The organism is Pseudomonas sp. App30, assembly GCF_047947025.1.
In the GTDB taxonomy this organism is placed as follows: domain Bacteria; phylum Pseudomonadota; class Gammaproteobacteria; order Pseudomonadales; family Pseudomonadaceae; genus Aquipseudomonas.
Window position 1 is genome coordinate 2026165 of record NZ_CP133165.1, and the last position, 17970, is coordinate 2044134.

Sequence of the window (17970 nt, forward strand, 5' to 3'; positions counted from 1 at the left end):
GATAAGGCGGCGCATTTTAGCAGAGCGCCGCCTTATGGGTAAGCAGTGATTGCCAGCTGTTTAGTTGCGCTCTGGCTGGAACCGTACCACAAAACCCTTGACGTTCTGCTGGCGGCTGATCAGGTCACGCAGGCGCTCGGCCTCGGCGCGGTCGATTAGCGGCCCGACGAACACCCGGTTCATGCCGTCGGCCGAGCGTACATAGGCATTATAGCCCTGGCTGCGCAGGGATTTTTGCAGGCTGTCGGCGCCGCTGCGGCTGGACAGGCTGGCCAGTTGCACCGCCCAGCTCACCGGCAGGCCGTTGGCGTCGATCTTGCTGGCGGCCGTGTCGGCCTTGGCCACCGGCGCAGGCGCTGGAGCGGGAGCAGGCTTGGCCACGGGTGCAGGGGCTGGCTTGGGTGCCGGCGCTGGCGCCTGAGCCTGAACCTGGGCACGCGGGGCTGGAGCGACGACCGGCTGCGGCGCTACCGGCATCGAAGGCGGTGGCGCGGTGGGCGCCGCCTGGGCCTCCACCGATTCGGCGTCCTGGGGCAGGCTCTGCTGCTCAGGCACCGGCACCGGCTCGACCTTGACCTGCGGGACAACCGGCGCCTGCGGGGCTTCGGGCGCGTCCACGCGCACCTGGCGCAGCTCGTCCTGGCGGGAAAACAGCATGGGCAGGAAAATCACCGCCAGGGCGATCAGCACCAGGGCGCCTACCATGCGCTGTTTGAACACCTTATCCAGCAAAGCCATCCGCAACTTCCTCCGTGGCATGCCGGGCCAGCCATTCCAGGGCTTCGCCGACACAATAAAAAGATCCGAACAGCAGTATTTCATCATCCGCCGTTGCCAGGTCGCACTGGGCCTCGAGGGCCTGTTCGACGCTGGCATAGGACGCCACGGTCGCGCCAAGGTTCGCCAGGGCCTGCACCAGTTCGTCCGCCGGGCGCGTACGGCCGGTGGGCAGCGGCGCTACCGCCCATTGGGCGACATGGCTGGCCAGCGGCGCGATGACGCCGTCCAGGTCCTTGTCGGCCAGCAGGCCGAACACCGCCAGGCGCTTGCCCGCCGGTGGCCGGGCGGCCAGGCGGCGCGCCAGGTACTCGGCGGCGTGGGGATTGTGCCCCACGTCCAGCAGCAGGTTCAGGGGTTTGCCTTTCCAGGTCACCTGGCGCCGATCCAGGCGGCCGGTGACGCGGGTGGCCAGCAAGGCGGCGACCAGTTGCTCACGCTGCCAGGGCAGGCCGGTCAGGCCATAGGCCTGCAGTGCCAGCGCGGCGTTTTCCATGGGCAGGTCCAGCAGCGGCAGGCCGTCCAGCACCAGCGCATCGCCGGCCAGGGTGCGGCCACGCCATTGCCACTGGCTGTCGCCGATGGTCAGGTCGTAGGCATCGCCGCGCAGGAAGAACGGGCAGTCCAGCTCGGCCACCTTGTCCAGCACGGTGTGCGGTGGGTCGAGGTCGCCGCACAGGGCCGGATGGCCGGCACGCATGATGCCGGCCTTCTCGAAGCCCACGGATTCGCGGGTGTTGCCCAGGTAATCGGCGTGGTCCAGGCCCACGCTGGTGATCAGGGACAGGTCGGCGTCGATCAGGTTGACCGCGTCCAGCCGCCCGCCCAGGCCCACTTCCAGCACCACGGCGTCCAGCGCCGCCTGCTTGAACAGCCAGAAGGCTGCCAGGGTGCCCATTTCGAAGTAGGTCAGGGAAATTTCGCCACGGGCTGCTTCCAGGGCCGCGAAGGCCTCGCACAGCCGGGCATCGTCGACCTCCACGCCGTCGATCAGCACCCGCTCGTTGTAGCGCAGCAGGTGTGGCGAGGCGTAGACGCCGACTTTCAGGCCCTGGGCCTTGAGCAGCGAAGCGACAAAGGCGCAGGTCGAACCCTTGCCGTTGGTGCCGGTGACGGTAATCACCCGCGGCGCCAGGCGACCCAGGCCCAGCCGCGCCAGCACTTGCTGGCAACGGTCCAGGCCCATGTCGATGGCCGCCGGGTGCAACTGCTCAAGATAAGCGAGCCACTCGCCCAGGGTACGTTGCGTCATACAGTGGCAGGCGCCGGCGGAACCACCATCGGCTCGATCGGAGCGGCGACGAAGGTCGGCGTTGGCAGGCCCATCATCTGTGCCAGCAGGCTGCCCAGGCGTGGGCGCAGTTCCTGGCGCGAGACGATCATGTCGATGGCGCCGTGCTCCAGCAAGAATTCGCTGCGCTGGAAGCCTTCCGGCAGTTTTTCACGCACGGTCTGCTCGATCACGCGGGGGCCGGCGAAGCCGATCAGGGCCTTGGGCTCGGCGACGATCACGTCACCCAGCATGGCCAGGGAAGCGGAAACACCACCGTACACCGGGTCGGTCAGCACGGAGATGAACGGCAGGCCTTCTTCGCGCAGGCGCGCCAGCACGGCCGAGGTCTTGGCCATCTGCATCAGCGAGATCAGCGCTTCCTGCATGCGCGCGCCACCGGAGGCGGCGAAGCACACCATCGGGCAACGGTTTTCCAGGGCGTAGTTGGCCGCGCGCACGAAGCGCTCGCCGACGATGGCGCCCATGGAGCCGCCCATGAACGAGAATTCGAAGGCGCTGCACACCACCGGCATGCCCAGCAGGGTGCCGCTGATGGAGATCAGCGCGTCTTTCTCGCCGGTCTGCTTCTGGGCCGCGGTCAGGCGGTCCTTGTACTTCTTGCCGTCACGGAATTTCAGGCGGTCCACTGGCTCCAGGTCGGCGCCCAGCTCGTTGCGGCCTTCGGCGTCGAGGAAGATGTCCAGGCGCGCACGGGCGCCGATGCGCATGTGGTGGTTGCACTTGGGGCAAACGTCCAGGGTCTTTTCCAGCTCGGGACGGTACAGCACCGCCTCGCAGGACGGGCACTTGTGCCACAAGCCTTCAGGCACCGAGCTTTTCTTCACCTCGGAACGCATGATCGAAGGGATCAGTTTGTCTACCAACCAGTTGCTCATGCTTTATTTCTCCAGTAACGGGGACAGCTCGCGCGATCCCGCGCATGCCCTTGAGCTCAATTTAATTCGTGTAAAGGATGGGGAACTGCACGTGTGCGCTCGCGCCATCTTCAAATTTCGGATGGCCGACCCATCGGTCGCCATCGCCTTGCCAGAGGTATGGACGGTGGCAGATTGGCAACCGTCACATCCCTTGGCACAACCTCACCTGACCCCGTGGGAGCGGGCTCTGCCCGCGAAGCAGACACCAGGGTATTTCAGCAACTGCGTGGCGGGCTTTTCGCGGGCAGAGCCCGCTCCCACGTCGGTCGTCATTCGCGCGAAATCGTACCGCGTACCGCCTGCATGAACGCCTCGATCTTTTCCGCGTCCTTGATGCCTTTCGCGGCCTCTACCCCGCCGCTGACGTCTACCGCATACGGTTTCACCTGGGCGATGGCCTGGGCCACGTTGGCCGCCGACAGGCCGCCCGCCAGGATGACCGGCTTGCTCAGCCGCGCAGGCACCAGGCTCCAGTCGAACGCCTCGCCGGTGCCGCCCGGCACGCCGGCCACGAAGGTGTCCAGCAAAATGCCGCTGGCACCGCTGTACTGCTTGCAGATGGCTTCCAGGTCTTCGCCGGGGCGCACGCGCACTGCCTTGATGTACGGGCGGTGGTAGCCCTCGCAGTCGGCCGGGGTCTCGTCGCCATGGAACTGCAGGAGGTCCAGCGGCACCACTTCGAGGATCTCGTTCAGCTCGCAGCGGCTGGCGTTGACGAACAGCCCTACGGTGGTCACGAACGGCGGCAGCGCACGGACAATGGCGCGCGCCTGCTCGGCCGTGACGGCCCGCGGGCTCTTGGCGTAGAACACCAGGCCAATGGCATCGGCGCCCGCCTCGGCTGCGGCCAGCGCGTCCTCGATGCGGGTAATACCGCAGATTTTGCTGCGAACGGCGGACATATGCGGAAAAACCTCAGGAAGACGCCAAAGCTCTGGATGTTAGCAAATGGATTCCATGCCGTCAGCCCGGCAATGTATCGAAGCCTGTCAGGAAGTGCGGGCCGATGTAGCGCTCCGGCAGCGGGAACTCGTCGCGGTATTCCACCTGCACTAGGTACAGGCCGAACGGGTGCGCGGTCACGCCGCCTGCACGGCGCTCGCGGCCTTCCAGCACTTCGCGCATCCACTCCACCGGGCGCTCGCCGGCGCCGATGGTCATCAGCACGCCGGCGATGTTGCGCACCATGTGGTGCAGGAAGGCGTTGGCGCGGATATCCAGCACGATCATCTTGCCGTGGCGGGTCACGCGGGCGTGGTGCATCTGCTTGATCGGCGACTTGGCCTGGCACTGGCCGGCGCGGAAGGCGCTGAAGTCATGGGTGCCGATCAGGTACTGGGCGGCCTCGGCCATGCGCTCCACGTCCAGCGGCCGGTGGTTCCAGGTGATCTCGTCGCCCAGGTGCGCGGGGCGGATCTGGTCGTTGTAGATCACGTAGCGGTAGCGCCGGGCGATGGCCGTGAAGCGCGCATGGAAGGTGGGCGGCATTTCCTTGGCCCAGGTCACGCTGATGTCGTGGGGCAGGTTGATGTTGGCGCCCATGGTCCAGGCCTTCATGGAGCGCACCGCGCGGGTGTCGAAGTGCACCACCTGGCCACAGGCGTGCACGCCGGCGTCGGTGCGGCCGGCGCACATCAGGTCGACGGGCGAGTCGGCGACGATCGACAGGGCCTTTTCCAGGGTTTCCTGCACGGTCAGCACGCCGCTGGCCTGGCGCTGCCAGCCGCGGTAGCGCGAGCCTTTGTATTCGACGCCCAGGGCGATGCGGGTGAAGCCTTCGGCAGCGACTTCGCTGGCCGATTGTTGAAGAATGTCCACGTGGTTCAAGCCTGTGATAAAGCGCAATGGCCGCCATTATACGGGGCCAGGGGGCAGAAACGACAACGGCAGCCACGCGGGCTGCCGTTGTCAGGGTGCAGTGGAGGCCTCAGACCAGCCGCGAGAGCATCTCGCGCGCTTCGCTCTGCTGGCCCTCGGTGCCTTCCTTGACCACTTCGTCGAGGATGTCGCGTGCACCGTCATGGTCGCCCATCTCGATGTAGGCACGCGCCAGGTCGAGCTTGGTGGCGGCCTCGTCGGTGCCCGACAGGTAGTCGAAGTCGTCTTCGAACGGCGGCAGGTCGTCGAGGTTGTCGAGGTCGTCCAGCGCCGGCTTCTCGGGGGCCTTGAACGGCTCGGCGATGGGCGGGTGCTCCAGGCTGGCGGAGAGTTTGTCGAGCTCGGCGCTGACGTCACCCAGCTGCTCGTGCAGCTTGTCCGGGGCGGCCTGGGGCGCGGCGTCCATTTCCTCGGCCAGGGACAGGTCGAAGTCGTCCGGCAGCTCCAGGTCATCCACCGGTGCCGGCGGCACGTCGGGCTTGTCCAGGTTCAGCTCGGCCTCGAAATCTTCCAGCTGGGCTTCCAGCTCGGGGTCCAGGGTCGGCGCGGCCGGTTCGTCGTCGGCGATGGCCAGGTCGAAATCGGCCAGGTCATCCACCGGCGGCGCTTCGGCAGGCGCGCTGTGCTCGGCCAGCAGCGCCTCGAAGTCCAGGTCGTCCTCTTCCAGGGCCGAAGGGGCTTCCACGGCAGGCGCAGGCTCGGCGGCGGCTTCCAGCGGCTGCGGGGCGTCCAGCACCAGGTCGTCGTCGAAGTCGGCGACGTCCAGGTCAGGTTCGGCCGGCTCGCCGAGGTCGTCGTCCAGGTTCAGGTCGAAGTCGCTGTCGAAGGTGTCGTCGATCGGGTCGGCAGCACCCGGCTCGTCCATCAGCAGGTCCTTGACGTACTGGGCGTCCAGCTCGGCGGCCACGGCGGCAGCGCCCGCAGCGGCCATGGCCACCCCGAGCATGGCGGGGAAGCGTGCTTTCAGCGCTTCCACGGCGTTGTGGTTCTGGCCGGTGGCAACCAGCTGGCGCTCTTCGCCGATGAAGGCGTTGCGGTCACCCTGGTGGGCGTAGACTTCCATCAGCTTGAGGCGCAGGTCGCTGCGCTCGGGCTGGGCCTTCACGGCAGGTTCCAGCAGCTCCGCGGCCTCGCCCAGGCGCCCTTCGGCCATCAGGCGGTCGGCCTCGGCCAGCAGGTCGGCTTCAGGGGCAACCACGGGCGCCACCTTCGGCTCGATGACCGAGGCCACCAGCGGTTCGACCACCGGCGCGGCAACCACCGGCTCGGCAGCCGGGCGCAGCGGCGGCGTGGGGATGATTTCGGACACCGGCGGCTGCACCACCGGCGCCGGCTCGGCGGCGGCCACGGCGGCAGCGGCAGACGCGGCGACCATGGCCGGCGCCAGCTTCACCGCCGGCGGCGGGGTTTCCAGGCCTTCGAAGCTGCTGGGCGGCAGGTCCAGGTCCTTGTCGAAGTCGGTTTCCTCGGCCAGGGCACGGGCCATGCGCATGTGCTTTTCGGCTTCCAGCTGGGCCTTGCGGCGACGCGCCAGTAGCAGCGCCGCCAGCAGCAGGATCAGCACCGCGGCGCCACCGATCAGGCCGAGCATGATCGGGCTGGTCAGGAACTTGCCGAACAGGCCAGGCTGCGCTTCGGCCGGGGCCGGGGCTTCTGCCGGTGCTGGGGCAGGTGCCGGCGCGGGGGTAGCCGCTTCCGGTGGCGTGGCGGGTGCGGCCGGGGCGGCCGGCGTGGCGGCATCCGGTGCCGGGGCCGGCGCAAGCTGGGCGTTGACGGCCGGGGCCGGCGTGGCGGCTGCGACATCGGCGGCAGGCGCAGCCGGTGCGGCGGCGCTGGCGGCTTCCAGCTTGGCCAGTTGATCGTTCTTGAGCTGGATCAGCTTCTGCAGCTTGTCCAGTTGGCTCTGCAGGTCGCCCATGCGGCTTTTCAGCTCGGCATTGTCGCGGCGGGTGGCGTCGAGGTTTTCCTTGGCCTGGGCCAGGCGCGCCTGACGGTCGCCGGCCTTGCCCTGGCCGTTCTTGCCATCGGCAGCCACCAGGCTGAGCTTGTCGCCAGCCTCGGTCTGCGCCGGTGCATTACCGGTGCCGGTGCGGCGGGTGGCGTCTAGCTGCTGGGCGCGCGGGCCCAGGCGGCGGCCTTCACGCCAGGCGGCGTTCTGGCGGGCCACTTCGGCAATCGCCGGGCCCTGGCCCAGGGCGGTGGCTTGCGGGGCGTCCGGCAGGCGCAGCACCTGGCCGGTCTTGAGCCGGTTGATGTTGCCGTCGACGAAGGCGTCGGGGTTCAGCGCCTGGATCGCCAGCATGGTCTGCTGCACGGAGGCCGGCGGCACGGCGTTCTTCTGGGCAATGTCCCACAGGGTGTCGCGCTTGCCGGTGGTGTAGCCGCCTTCGCTGCCCTGGGTCTGGGTGGTGACCGCGGGGGTGGTGGCAGGCTGCACGGGGGCGGCGTTCTGCGGCCCGAACTTGCTGGAGTCGACCAGCACGCTGTAGTCGCGCAACAGGCGGCCCTGGGGCCACAGCACCTGCACCAGGAACTTGAGCATCGGCTCGCTGACCGGCTGCTTCGAGGTCACGCGAATCACGCTGCGGCCGCCGCTGTTGATCACCGGGGTGAACGTCAGGTCATTGAGGATGGCATCACGGTTCACGCCCGCTTTCTGGAATTCCTCGGGCGAGGCCAGGCTGGGCTTGATGTCGGCCGGCGCCAGGTCGCGAACGTCGAGCAGTTCGATCTCGGCCACCAGCGGCTGGTTGGCGGCCGATTTGAGGGTGACTTCACCCAGATCCAGTGCACGCGCCATACCGGAGGACAGCGCCGAAGCGGCGGCTATTGCTAACACCAGTTTGCGAACTTGAACCATGGCCTAATCCTTGTTTGAACATTTCCTCGGCAAGCGAGAAGAAGTGAAAAGCTGCCTGGAGGCAGCTCACCTCAAGCAATCGGCCCGGCGCTTGGCACCGGGCTAGAATCATTATGCAAATTGTTGCCAAGTATCTTTTACAGCAGGTCTTTTATCAACAACTCAGCCAGCTGCACGGCGTTTAGCGCGGCGCCCTTGCGCACGTTATCGAGCGTAGCCCAAAGGTTGAGTTCGCAGGGGTCATCAATGCCGGTGCGCACGCGACCAACATAGACCACATCCTGGCCCACCGCGTCACCGACCGGGGTGGGGTAGTCCCCCTCCTCCACCAACTCCACGCCCTCGGCGCCGTCCAGCGCGGCGTTCACCGCGGCCAGGTCGACGGCAGCCTCGGTCTGCAGCGACACAGTGAGGCTATCGCCAAAAAACACCGGAGCTTGAACGCAAGTCACGGAAATCTTTAGCAAAGGCAGCTGCAGCAGCTCGCGCAGCTCGCTCACCAGGCGGCGCTCCAGCACCACATGGCCCTGGGCATCCGGCTTGCCCACCTGGGGCAGCAGGTTGAACGCCACCTGGCGGTCGAAGAAACGTGGCTCCAGCGGGCGAGCGTTGAGCAACTCGGCGGTCTGGCGCGCCAGCTCGCTGACGGCCTCGCGGCCCAGCGCCGACACGGCCATGGCAACGGTGACATTGACCCGCACCAGGGCCAATTGTTCACGCAGCGGCGCCAGGATCAGCGCCAGCGCCACCGCGCTGGAGCTGGGGCTGCCGACCTGCACCGGCGCCTGCAGGGTGGCCAGCACCTGGCCATTGGCTTCCGGCACCACGTGCGGCGCCGCCAGCTCGCCGGACAGGTCGATGACCGTGCAACCGGCTGCCGTGGCCTTGGCGGCGAAGCTGCGGGTCACGGCGGCGCCCGCCGCGAAGAACGCCACGCGCACCTGCTTGAAATCGAACTGCTCCACCTCGCGCACCCGCACGTTCTTGCCGCGGAACGGCACCGAGGCGCCGGCCGATTCGATGCTGGCCAGCAGGTGCAGGTTGCCCACCGGGAAATCACGCTCCTCAAGGACCTGCACCAGGGTTTCGCCGACGGTACCGGTGGCGCCGATGATGGCGATGTCGAAAGTCTGGGTCATGGTTGCGATCCTCGGGGGTTTGGCAGGGGGGCGGGACTTTATATCTAATTGTTGCGCTTGTCTCGGGGTTGGGGTGGGCCATTGGTGCATGCCGTTGGTTTTTTTGGCGTTCATCAGATCGCGCGCCGCCCGCGCGGCGCATCGCGGGCAAGCCCGGCTCCTACGTTTGTTTCGGGCCAGTCACGCCAGCACCATCACCATGTCCACCCTGGTTGTTCACTGCCGATCCGTGCAAATCAAGGCAAGCCAAAAAAAAACCCGCACCAAACGGCACGGGTTTCTTTCAACTCACAGCAGCACTTACCGTTCCAGCAGGATCCGCAGCATGCGGCGCAGCGGCTCGGCGGCGCCCCACAGCAGCTGGTCGCCGACGGTGAACGCGCCCAGGTACTGGGAGCCCATGTTCAGCTTGCGCAGGCGGCCAACCGGCACGTTCAGGGTACCGGTGACGTTGGTCGGGCTCAGCTCCTGCATGCTGATCTCGCGCTGATTCGGCACCAGCTTGACCCAGGGGTTGTGCTGGCTGATCAGGCCTTCGATGTCGGCCAGCGGCACGTCCTTGTTCAGCTTGATGGTCAGCGCCTGGCTGTGGCAACGCATGGCGCCGATGCGCACGCAGATGCCGTCGACCGGGATCGGGCTCTTGAAGCGGCCCAGGATCTTGTTGGTCTCGGCCTGGGCCTTCCACTCTTCGCGGCTCTGGCCGTTGGGCAGTTCCTTGTCGATCCACGGGATCAGGCTGCCTGCCAGCGGCACACCGAAGTTTTCCGTTGGGTAGGCGTCGCTGCGCATGGCCTCGGCGACCTTGCGGTCGATGTCGAGGATGGCGCTGGCCGGGTTGGCCAGGTCATCGGCCACGGCCGCGTGGGTAGCGCCCATCTGGCGGATCAGCTCGCGCATGTTCTGCGCACCGGCGCCCGAGGCCGCCTGGTAGGTCATGGCACTCATCCATTCCACCAGGCCGGCTTCGAACAGGCCGCCCAGGCCCATCAGCATCAGGCTGACGGTGCAGTTGCCGCCGATGTAGTTCTTGGTGCCGGCATCCAGCTGCTGGTCGATGACCTTGCGGTTGACCGGGTCCAGGACGATGACCGCGTCATCCTGCATACGCAGGCTGGAAGCGGCGTCGATCCAGTAGCCCTGCCAGCCGGCTTCACGCAGCTTGGGGAATACCTCGCTGGTGTAGTCGCCGCCCTGGCAGGTCAGAATGACGTCGAGGGTTTTCAACTCTTCAATGCTGTAAGCGTCCTTGAGCGGGGCAATATCCTTGCCTACCGCCGGGCCCTGGCCGCCGACATTGGAAGTGGTGAAAAACACCGGCTCGATAAGATCGAAGTCCTGCTCTTCCAGCATCCGCTGCATGAGCACGGAACCGACCATACCGCGCCAACCGATCAGACCTACACGTTTCATCGCAACTACACCTTTGACAAAAAAGTGGGCCGCTACTGCTGTAGCGGGCCCAAGAGATTACAGATTCCGCAGCGCCGCGACTACTGCATCACCCATTTCCTGCGTACCAACTTTCGCACAACCGTCCGACCAGATGTCGCCGGTGCGCAAGCCCTGGTCCAGCACCAGGCTCACGGCCTTCTCGATGGCGTCGGCGGCAGCCTGCTGGTTGAAGCTGTAGCGCAGCATCATCGACACCGACAGGATGGTCGCCAACGGGTTGGCGATGCCCTTGCCGGCGATGTCCGGCGCGGAACCGTGGCACGGCTCGTACATGCCCTTGTTGTTGGCATCCAGCGACGCCGACGGCAGCATGCCGATGGAACCGGTGAGCATGGACGCCTCGTCCGACAGGATGTCACCGAACATGTTGTCAGTCACGATCACGTCGAATTGCTTGGGCGCGCGCACCAGTTGCATGGCGGCGTTGTCCACGTACATGTGGCTCAGCTCGACGTCCGGGTAGTCCTTGGCCACTTCCTCGACCACTTCACGCCACAGTTGGCTGGAAGCCAGCACGTTGGCCTTGTCCACCGAGCACAGCTTCTTGCCACGCACGCGGGCCATGTCGAAGCCGACGCGGGCGATGCGGCGGATCTCGCTTTCGCTGTACGGCAGGGTGTCGTACGCCTGGCGCTCGCCGTTTTCCAGTTCGCGGTTGCCGCGCGGGGCGCCGAAGTAGATGCCGCCGGTCAGTTCACGGACGATGAGGATATCCAGGCCCGCGACGATTTCCGGCTTCAGGCTGGAAGCGTCGGCCAGTTGCGGGTACAGGATGGCCGGGCGCAGGTTGCCGAACAGGCCCAGTTGCGCGCGAATCTTCAGCAGGCCGCGCTCGGGGCGAATGTCACGCTCGATCTTGTCCCACTTGGGGCCACCCACGGCGCCCAGCAGCACGGCATCGGCCTTGCGCGCCAGTTCCAGCGTCTCGTCGGCCAGGGGCACGCCGTGCTTGTCGATGGCAGCGCCACCGATCACGTCGTGCTGCAGTTCGAAGCCCAGGTTGAACTTGTCGTTGGCCAGGTTCAGCACCTTGACCGCCTCGGTCATGATTTCCGGACCAATACCGTCGCCTGGGAGAATCAGAATCTGCTTGCTCATGCTTTCCTCGATCTTTTGTTCAATTCGAAATTGCGAAACAGTCAGGCGTCGCGGAACAACCAGGGCTGGCTGGCCCGGTGCTTGCCTTCGAACGCCGCGATGGCATCGCCATCCTGCAAGGTCAGGCCGATATCGTCCAGGCCGTTGAGCAGGCAGTGCTTGCGGAACTCGTCGATTTCAAAGGTCAACACCTTGCCGTCGGCGCGGGTCACGGTCTGCGCCTGCAGGTCGATGGTCAACTGGTAGCCAGGGTTGGCCTCGACCTGCTGGAACAGCTCGTCGACCTCGGCGTCGTCGAGAATGATCGGCAACAGGCCGTTCTTGAAGCTGTTGTTGAAGAAAATGTCGGCGTAGCTGGGGGCGATGATGGTACGGAAACCGTACTCTTCCAAGGCCCATGGCGCGTGCTCGCGGCTCGAGCCGCAGCCGAAGTTCTCGCGGGCCAGCAACACGCTGGCGCCTTGATAACGGGCGTGGTTGAGCACGAAATCAGGGTTTACCGGGCGCTTGGAGTTGTCCTGGTAAGGCTGGCCCACGTCCAGGTAGCGCCATTCGTCGAACAGGTTGGGGCCGAAGCCGGTGCGCTTGATCGACTTGAGGAATTGCTTGGGGATGATCTGGTCGGTGTCGACGTTGGCACGGTCCAGAGGCGCGACGAGGCCGGTGTGCTGGGTAAAGGCTTTCATGCTGCGCTCCCTTGGATCAATTCACGGACATCAATGAAACGACCGGTCACCGCGGCGGCGGCGGCCATGGCCGGGCTCACCAGGTGGGTACGGCCACCGGCACCCTGGCGGCCTTCGAAGTTGCGGTTGGAGGTGGACGCGCAATGCTCGCCCGACTCCAGGCGGTCCGGGTTCATGGCCAGGCACATGGAGCAGCCTGGTTCACGCCATTCGAAGCCCGCTTCGAGGAAGATCTTGTCCAGGCCTTCCTTCTCGGCCTGGGCTTTCACCAGGCCCGAGCCCGGCACGACGATGGCCTGCTTGACCGTGGAGGCCACCTTGCGGCCCTTGGCGATCTCGGCGGCGGCGCGCAGGTCTTCGATCCGCGAGTTGGTGCACGAGCCAATGAACACGCGGTCCAGCTGGATATCGGTGATCGCCTGGTTGGCGCTCAGGCCCATGTACTTCAAGGCGCGCTCGATGGAACCACGCTTGACCGGGTCGGCTTCCTTGGCCGGGTCCGGCACGTTCTGGTCAACGGCCAGGACCATTTCCGGCGAGGTGCCCCAGCTGACCTGCGGCTTGATCTGCGCGGCGTCCAGTTCCACCACGGTGTCGAACACCGCGTCTGCGTCGGACACCAGGTCTTTCCAGGCTTCGACGGCCTTGATCCAGTTCTCGCCCTTTGGCGCGAACGGGCGGCCCTCGACGTAGGCGACGGTCTTCTCGTCCGCCGCCACCAGGCCCACGCGGGCGCCGGCTTCGATGGACATGTTGCAGATGGTCATGCGGCCTTCGATGGACAGGTCGCGAATGGCGCTGCCAGCGAATTCCATGGCGTGGCCGTTGCCGCCGGCGGTGCCGATCTTGCCGATCACGGCCAGCACGATGTCCTTGGCAGTGACGCCGAAGGGCAATTGGCCTTCCACGCGTACCAGCATGTTCTTCATTTTCTTGGCCACCAGGCACTGGGTCGCGAGCACGTGCTCCACTTCCGAGGTGCCGATGCCGTGGGCCAGGGCGCCGAAGGCACCGTGGGTGGAGGTGTGCGAGTCACCGCAGACCACGGTCATGCCGGGCAAGGTGGCGCCCTGCTCCGGGCTGATGACGTGGACGATGCCCTGGCGCACGTCGTTCATCTTGAACTCGGTGATGCCGTACTCGTCGCAGTTGTCGTCGAGGGTCTGCACCTGCAAGCGCGACACCTGGTCGGCGATGGCCTCGATGCCGCCCTTGCGTTCAGGGGTGGTCGGCACGTTGTGGTCCGGGGTGGCGATGTTGGCGTCGATGCGCCATGGCTTGCGGCCGGCCAGGCGCAGGCCTTCGAAAGCCTGGGGCGAGGTCACTTCATGGATGATGTGACGATCAATGTAGATCAGCGCCGAACCGTCGTCGCGCTGTTTGACCAAATGCGAGTCCCAGAGCTTGTCGTAGAGCGTTTTGCCGGCCATCAGACTTTCCTCATCAGTATCTTTTCTATGCCAATAACCGCTTGGCTTGTAGGGCGAATGCTAAGGGGTTACATTGGATTACTCAAATTCATAATTTTCATGCTTTGGATAACCAACAGGAATCCGAATAGATGGACCTGGCCAACCTCAACGCCTTCCTCGCCATCGCCGAATGTGGCAGCTTTTCCGGGGCCGGCGAACGCCTGCACCTCACCCAGCCGGCGATCAGCAAACGCATCGCCGGCCTTGAGCAACAACTCAATGTACGCCTGTTCGACCGCCTTGGGCGCGAAGTCAGCCTGACGGAAGCGGGGCGTGCCCTGCTGCCCCGCGCCTACCAGATTCTCAACGTGCTGGACGACACCCGCCGGGCCCTGACCAACCTGACCGGCGAGGTCGGCGGCCGCCTGACCCTGGCCACCAGCCACCACATCGGCCTGCACCGCCTGCCGCCGGTGCTGCGCGCCTTCACCAAGCGCTACCCGGACGTGGCGCTGGACATCCAGTTCCTCGATTCGGAGGTGGCCTACGAGGAAATCCTCCATGGCCGCGCGGAATTGGCGGTGATTACCCTGGCCCCCGAGCCCCATACCCTGGTACGCGCGGTGCCGGTGTGGACCGACCCGCTGGACTTCGTGGTGGCGCCCGAGCACCCGCTGGCGCTCAACGGCGCGGTGAGCCTGGCGGATATCGCCTATCATCCGGCTGTGTTCCCTGGCGGCAACACCTTTACCCACCATATTGTCCAGCGCCTGTTCGAGGCGCGGGGCCTGACGGCCAACATCGCCATGAGCACCAACTACCTGGAAACCATCAAGATGATGGTCTCCATCGGCCTGGCCTGGAGCGTGCTGCCGCGCACCATGCTCGACGACCAGGTGCGCAGCATTGCTTTGCCGGGCATTCAGCTCAGTCGCCAGCTAGGCTACATCGTGCACACCGAAAGAACGCTGTCCAACGCTGCGCGGGCCTTCATGGCCCTGCTCGACGCCGAGCCCGACACGTTAGCCGGGTAGCGCTCGGGCGCAGACGGTCTACCTTAAGGAAGCCGTAACCGCCAAAGGTCTGGTCCATGCCCAAGTCAGCTTCACGCTTTCCGCGCTTGCCGCGTATTCATGCGGCTGATCCCCAGGAGTCCGAGCAGACCTGGGAAAGCGCGCCGCAACTGCTGGCGGCGCTCAACGGCGCGCACCTGGGGGCCTGGTTCTGGGACGTGGGCAGCGGCAAGATCAGCTGGTCGCGGGGCACCCAGGCGCTGTTCGGCTTCGACCCCAGCGCGCCGCTGCCCAACGACCTGGATTACCTGGAACTGCTGCCCGAGGAGGACCGCAGCCGCACCACCCAGGCGTTCCAGGCGGTGCTGCGCGGCGAGCCGGTGGAGCAGGCCCTGCGCCACCGCATCCGCTGGCCGGACGGCAGCCTGCACTGGCTGGAAATCAGCGGCAGCCTGATCGCCGACAAGGACGGCCGCCCGCAGATGATCGGCGTGATCCGCGAAATCACCCGCCAGCGCGACCGGGAAACGGCGCTGATCAACTCGGAAAAGCGCTTCGCCACCCTCTTCCACCTCAGCCCCAACGTGGTGCTGCTGACGCGCCGCGCCGACGGCCTGATCCACGAGGTCAACCACCATTTCGAGAAGACCCTGGGCTGGGCCGCGCACCAGATCATCAACAAGACCACCGTGGAGCTGGGCCTGTGGGCCGAGCCCGAGCAGCGCCACAAGCTGCTGGAGGCCACGCGCCACACCAGCGAGCCGGTGAACATGGAGGTGCGCTTCTGCGCCAGCAGCGGCCAGGTGCACGACGGCATCCTCAGCACCCAGAACATCGAGCTTGAGGGCGACAGCTACCTGCTCAGCACCTTTACCGACACCAGCGACAACAAACGCGCCGAACAGGCGCTCAAGGACAGCCAGGAGCGCCTGGACCTGGCCCTGGACTCGGCGCAGCTGGGCACCTGGGACTGGCACATTCCCAGCGGCATGCTCTACGGCTCGGCGCGCGCGGCGCAGCTGCACGGCCTGGCGCCGGTGCCGTTCCACGAATCCTTCGAGGCGTTCTTCGAGGGCGTGCCCGACGACGAGCGCAACACCATGCGCCAGGCCTACCGCAGCCTGCGCGAGGGCCCGGCGGGCAATTACCAGATCACCTACCGCATCGCCCTGGAAAACGGCGCCTCGCGCTACATCGAGAGCCGCGCGCGGCTGTACCGCGACGACAGCGGCCAGCCGCTGCGCATGGCCGGCACTCTGCTGGACATCACCGAGCAGGTGGAGCGCGAGCAGCGCCTGGTCAGCTCCGAAGAGAAGTTCGCCAGCCTGTTCCAGGCCAGCACCGACCCCATCTGCGTGACCCTGCAGGCCAGCGGCCAGTTCATCGAGATCAACCCCAGCTTCACCCAGACCTTTGGCTGGAGCGCCGAGGAGGTCAAGCGCCACACCGCCGACGAGCTGGGCTTCTGGCTGGACAGCGCGCAGCGCCTGCAGCGCATCGAGGAGGTGATTCGCGAGCGGGCGCTGAACAACGTCGCCGTGCAGGTGATGCACAAGAACGGCCAGGTGCTCACCTGCCTGATCTCCAGCCGCCTGATCACCGTCGACAACCAGCCCTGCGTGGTCACCACCCTGCGTGACATCACCCAGCAGCAACGGGCCGAAGCGGCGCTGAAAAGCAGCGAGGAGAAGTTCGCCAAGGCGTTCCACTCAAGCCCCGACGCCATCACCATCAGCGAGCGCGACAGCGGCCGCTACCTGGAGGTGAACGACGGTTTCTGCCGGCTCACCGGCTACAGCGGCAGCGAAGTGCTGGGGCGCAGCATCGACGACGTCGGCTTCTGGGCCGACCCGCGCCAGCAGGCCCTGCTGCTGGCCGAGCTGGAAGACAGCGGCCACGTGCACCACCGCGAGCTGATCGGCCGCAACAAGCGCGGCGAGGCGCTGACCCTGGAAGTGTCCATCGAGCCCATCACCCTCAACGAAACCCCGTGCCTGCTGCTCAACGCCCGCGACGTCAGCCAGCTGAAGAACGCCCAGGCGCAGATCCGCCACCTGGCCTACCACGACCCGCTGACCAACCTGCCCAACCGCGCGCTGCTGATGGACCGCCTGAGCCAGCAGATCGCCCTGCTCAAGCGCCACAACCTGCGCGGCGCCCTGCTGTTCCTGGACCTGGACCATTTCAAGCACATCAACGACTCCCTGGGCCACCCGGTGGGCGACACGGTGCTGAAGATCATCACCGCGCGCCTGGAGGCCAGCGTGCGCCTGGAAGACACCGTGGCGCGCCTGGGCGGCGACGAGTTCGTGGTGCTGCTGACGGGCCTGGAAGGCAACCGCGCCGAGGTCACCGCCCAGGTCCGCGAACTGGCCGACACCCTGCGCGCGCTGCTGGCCGAGCCCATGTCGCTGGACGGCCAGCGCCTGCAGGTCACCCCCAGCATCGGCGTGGCGCTGATACCCGACCACGGCACCACCCCGGCCGACCTGCTCAAGCGCGCCGACATTGCCCTGTACCGGGCCAAGGACTCGGGGCGCAACACCACGCAGATGTTCCACAACACCATGCAGAAGGCCGCCAGCGAGCGCCTGCAGATGGAAAACGACCTGCGCATGGCCCTGGCCCGGGGCGAGCTGAGCCTGCACTTCCAGCCGCAGGTGGACGCCCGCGAGGACCGCATCGTCGGCGCCGAGGTGCTGCTGCGCTGGCACCACCCGCTGCTGGGCCAGCAATCGCCGGCGCAGTTCATCCAGGTGTTGGAAGAAAGCGGCCTGATCCTGGAGGTTGGCAGCTGGATCCTCGACGAAGCCTGCGGCGCCTGCGCGCAGCTGCTGGCCGACGGCCTGATCGACGTCAACGACTTTGCCCTGTGCGTGAACATCAGCCCGCGACAGTTCCGCCAGAACGACTTCGTCGAGCGCGTGGCCCACAGCCTCAGCCAGCACAACCTGCCCTGCACGCTGCTGAAACTGGAAATCACCGAAGGCATCGTCATCCAGAACCTGGAGGACACCATCAGCAAGATGCGCAGCCTGAAGAAACTGGGCGTCAGCTTTGCCATGGACGACTTCGGCACTGGCTATTCGTCGCTGACCTACCTCAAGCGCCTGCCGGTGGACGCCTTGAAGATCGACCAGTCATTCGTTCGCGATGCCACCCACGACCCCAACGACGCCGAGATCGTCCGCGCCATCGTCGCCATGGCCCGCAGCCTCGACCTCACGGTGATTGCCGAGGGCGTGGAGCTGTCCGAACAGCTGGAATTCCTCGAACGGCTGGGCTGCCACCTGTACCAGGGCTACCTGCACAGCCGCCCGCTGCCGCTGGCGGAGTTCAGGCAGATGTTGATCGATGACTCACAGTGAAAGCTTGTAGCCGCTGCCGAAAGGCTGCGCTGGCCGCATGCCTCACTGAAGATCTCCAGTGCACATTCAGGCC

The 17970-nt window shown here is 66.2% G+C and carries 13 protein-coding genes; 2 read left to right on the forward strand and 11 right to left on the reverse strand.

What is annotated here, in order from left to right; translation table 11 throughout:
- Positions 1-60 precede the first annotated feature (60 nt).
- The 11 genes from RAM80_RS09185 to leuC form a co-directional block, all read right to left on the reverse strand.
- Entirely contained in the window at positions 61-738 is a 678-nt protein-coding gene (locus RAM80_RS09185; RefSeq protein ID WP_416426017.1) for an SPOR domain-containing protein, read from the reverse strand.
- Positions 722-2029 (reverse strand): bifunctional tetrahydrofolate synthase/dihydrofolate synthase, encoded by a 1308-nt coding sequence (folC, locus tag RAM80_RS09190; RefSeq protein WP_416426019.1) that lies wholly within the window; start codon positions 2027-2029, stop codon positions 722-724. Before folC ends, RAM80_RS09185 begins: the two co-directional genes overlap by 17 nt.
- Positions 2026-2946: an acetyl-CoA carboxylase, carboxyltransferase subunit beta gene (gene accD, locus RAM80_RS09195; RefSeq protein WP_416426021.1), complete on the reverse strand. Its 921-nt coding sequence runs from the start codon at positions 2944-2946 to the stop codon at positions 2026-2028. Before accD ends, folC begins: the two co-directional genes overlap by 4 nt.
- Positions 2947-3257: 311 nt before the next feature.
- Positions 3258-3890 carry a phosphoribosylanthranilate isomerase gene (locus RAM80_RS09200; protein ID WP_416426023.1) on the reverse strand — a complete coding sequence of 211 codons (633 nt, stop codon included), beginning with the start codon at positions 3888-3890 and terminating at the stop codon, positions 3258-3260.
- A gap of 61 nt (positions 3891-3951) precedes the next feature.
- Positions 3952-4806 carry a tRNA pseudouridine(38-40) synthase TruA gene (gene truA, locus RAM80_RS09205; RefSeq protein ID WP_416426025.1) on the reverse strand — a complete coding sequence of 285 codons (855 nt, stop codon included), beginning with the start codon at positions 4804-4806 and terminating at the stop codon, positions 3952-3954.
- A gap of 109 nt (positions 4807-4915) precedes the next feature.
- Positions 4916-7726 (reverse strand): FimV/HubP family polar landmark protein, encoded by a 2811-nt coding sequence (locus RAM80_RS09210; protein ID WP_416426027.1) that lies wholly within the window; start codon positions 7724-7726, stop codon positions 4916-4918.
- Between the two features lie 137 nt (positions 7727-7863).
- The gene (locus tag RAM80_RS09215; RefSeq protein ID WP_416426029.1) at positions 7864-8865 is read right to left on the reverse strand and encodes an aspartate-semialdehyde dehydrogenase; all 1002 of its coding nucleotides are present in this window, start codon (positions 8863-8865) and stop codon (positions 7864-7866) included.
- A 300-nt stretch (positions 8866-9165) separates the two neighbouring features.
- On the reverse strand, positions 9166-10278 hold the full coding sequence (gene asd / locus RAM80_RS09220) for an aspartate-semialdehyde dehydrogenase (RefSeq protein ID WP_416426031.1): 1113 nt from the start codon (positions 10276-10278) through the stop codon (positions 9166-9168).
- A gap of 57 nt (positions 10279-10335) precedes the next feature.
- The gene (gene leuB / locus RAM80_RS09225) at positions 10336-11418 is read right to left on the reverse strand and encodes a 3-isopropylmalate dehydrogenase (RefSeq protein ID WP_416426033.1); all 1083 of its coding nucleotides are present in this window, start codon (positions 11416-11418) and stop codon (positions 10336-10338) included.
- 41 nt (positions 11419-11459) lie between these two features.
- A complete protein-coding gene (gene leuD / locus RAM80_RS09230; RefSeq protein WP_416426035.1) occupies positions 11460-12104 on the reverse strand; it encodes a 3-isopropylmalate dehydratase small subunit in 645 nt (214 codons plus the stop codon).
- Complete coding sequence (gene leuC, locus RAM80_RS09235; RefSeq protein WP_416426037.1) at positions 12101-13534, reverse strand: 3-isopropylmalate dehydratase large subunit; 1434 nt, start codon at positions 13532-13534, stop codon at positions 12101-12103. Before leuC ends, leuD begins: the two co-directional genes overlap by 4 nt.
- A 131-nt stretch (positions 13535-13665) precedes the next feature.
- Here leuC and RAM80_RS09240 point away from each other — a divergent pair, with 131 nt between their 5' ends.
- Together RAM80_RS09240 and RAM80_RS09245 are read left to right on the forward strand one after the other, a co-directional pair.
- Complete coding sequence (locus tag RAM80_RS09240; protein WP_416426038.1) at positions 13666-14550, forward strand: LysR family transcriptional regulator; 885 nt, start codon at positions 13666-13668, stop codon at positions 14548-14550.
- Positions 14551-14606: 56 nt separating this feature from the next.
- The gene (locus tag RAM80_RS09245; RefSeq protein WP_416426040.1) at positions 14607-17897 is read left to right on the forward strand and encodes an EAL and GGDEF domain-containing protein; all 3291 of its coding nucleotides are present in this window, start codon (positions 14607-14609) and stop codon (positions 17895-17897) included.
- The last annotated feature ends 73 nt before the right edge of the window (positions 17898-17970 follow it).

What these genes read in the sequence shown, in the direction of transcription:
- RAM80_RS09185 (WP_416426017.1), bottom strand. Translation starts at nt 738, where the DNA reads ATGGCTTTGCTGGATAAGGTGTTCAAACAGCGCATGGTAGGCGCCCTG.
- folC (WP_416426019.1), bottom strand. Translation starts at nt 2,029, where the DNA reads ATGACGCAACGTACCCTGGGCGAGTGGCTCGCTTATCTTGAGCAGTTG.
- accD (WP_416426021.1), bottom strand. Translation starts at nt 2,946, where the DNA reads ATGAGCAACTGGTTGGTAGACAAACTGATCCCTTCGATCATGCGTTCC.
- RAM80_RS09200 (WP_416426023.1), bottom strand. Translation starts at nt 3,890, where the DNA reads ATGTCCGCCGTTCGCAGCAAAATCTGCGGTATTACCCGCATCGAGGAC.
- RAM80_RS09210 (WP_416426027.1), bottom strand. Translation starts at nt 7,726, where the DNA reads ATGGTTCAAGTTCGCAAACTGGTGTTAGCAATAGCCGCCGCTTCGGCG.
- RAM80_RS09215 (WP_416426029.1), bottom strand. Translation starts at nt 8,865, where the DNA reads ATGACCCAGACTTTCGACATCGCCATCATCGGCGCCACCGGTACCGTC.
- asd (WP_416426031.1), bottom strand. Translation starts at nt 10,278, where the DNA reads ATGAAACGTGTAGGTCTGATCGGTTGGCGCGGTATGGTCGGTTCCGTG.
- leuB (WP_416426033.1), bottom strand. Translation starts at nt 11,418, where the DNA reads ATGAGCAAGCAGATTCTGATTCTCCCAGGCGACGGTATTGGTCCGGAA.
- leuD (WP_416426035.1), bottom strand. Translation starts at nt 12,104, where the DNA reads ATGAAAGCCTTTACCCAGCACACCGGCCTCGTCGCGCCTCTGGACCGT.
- leuC (WP_416426037.1), bottom strand. Translation starts at nt 13,534, where the DNA reads ATGGCCGGCAAAACGCTCTACGACAAGCTCTGGGACTCGCATTTGGTC.
- RAM80_RS09240 (WP_416426038.1), top strand. Translation starts at nt 13,666, where the DNA reads ATGGACCTGGCCAACCTCAACGCCTTCCTCGCCATCGCCGAATGTGGC.
- RAM80_RS09245 (WP_416426040.1), top strand. Translation starts at nt 14,607, where the DNA reads ATGCCCAAGTCAGCTTCACGCTTTCCGCGCTTGCCGCGTATTCATGCG.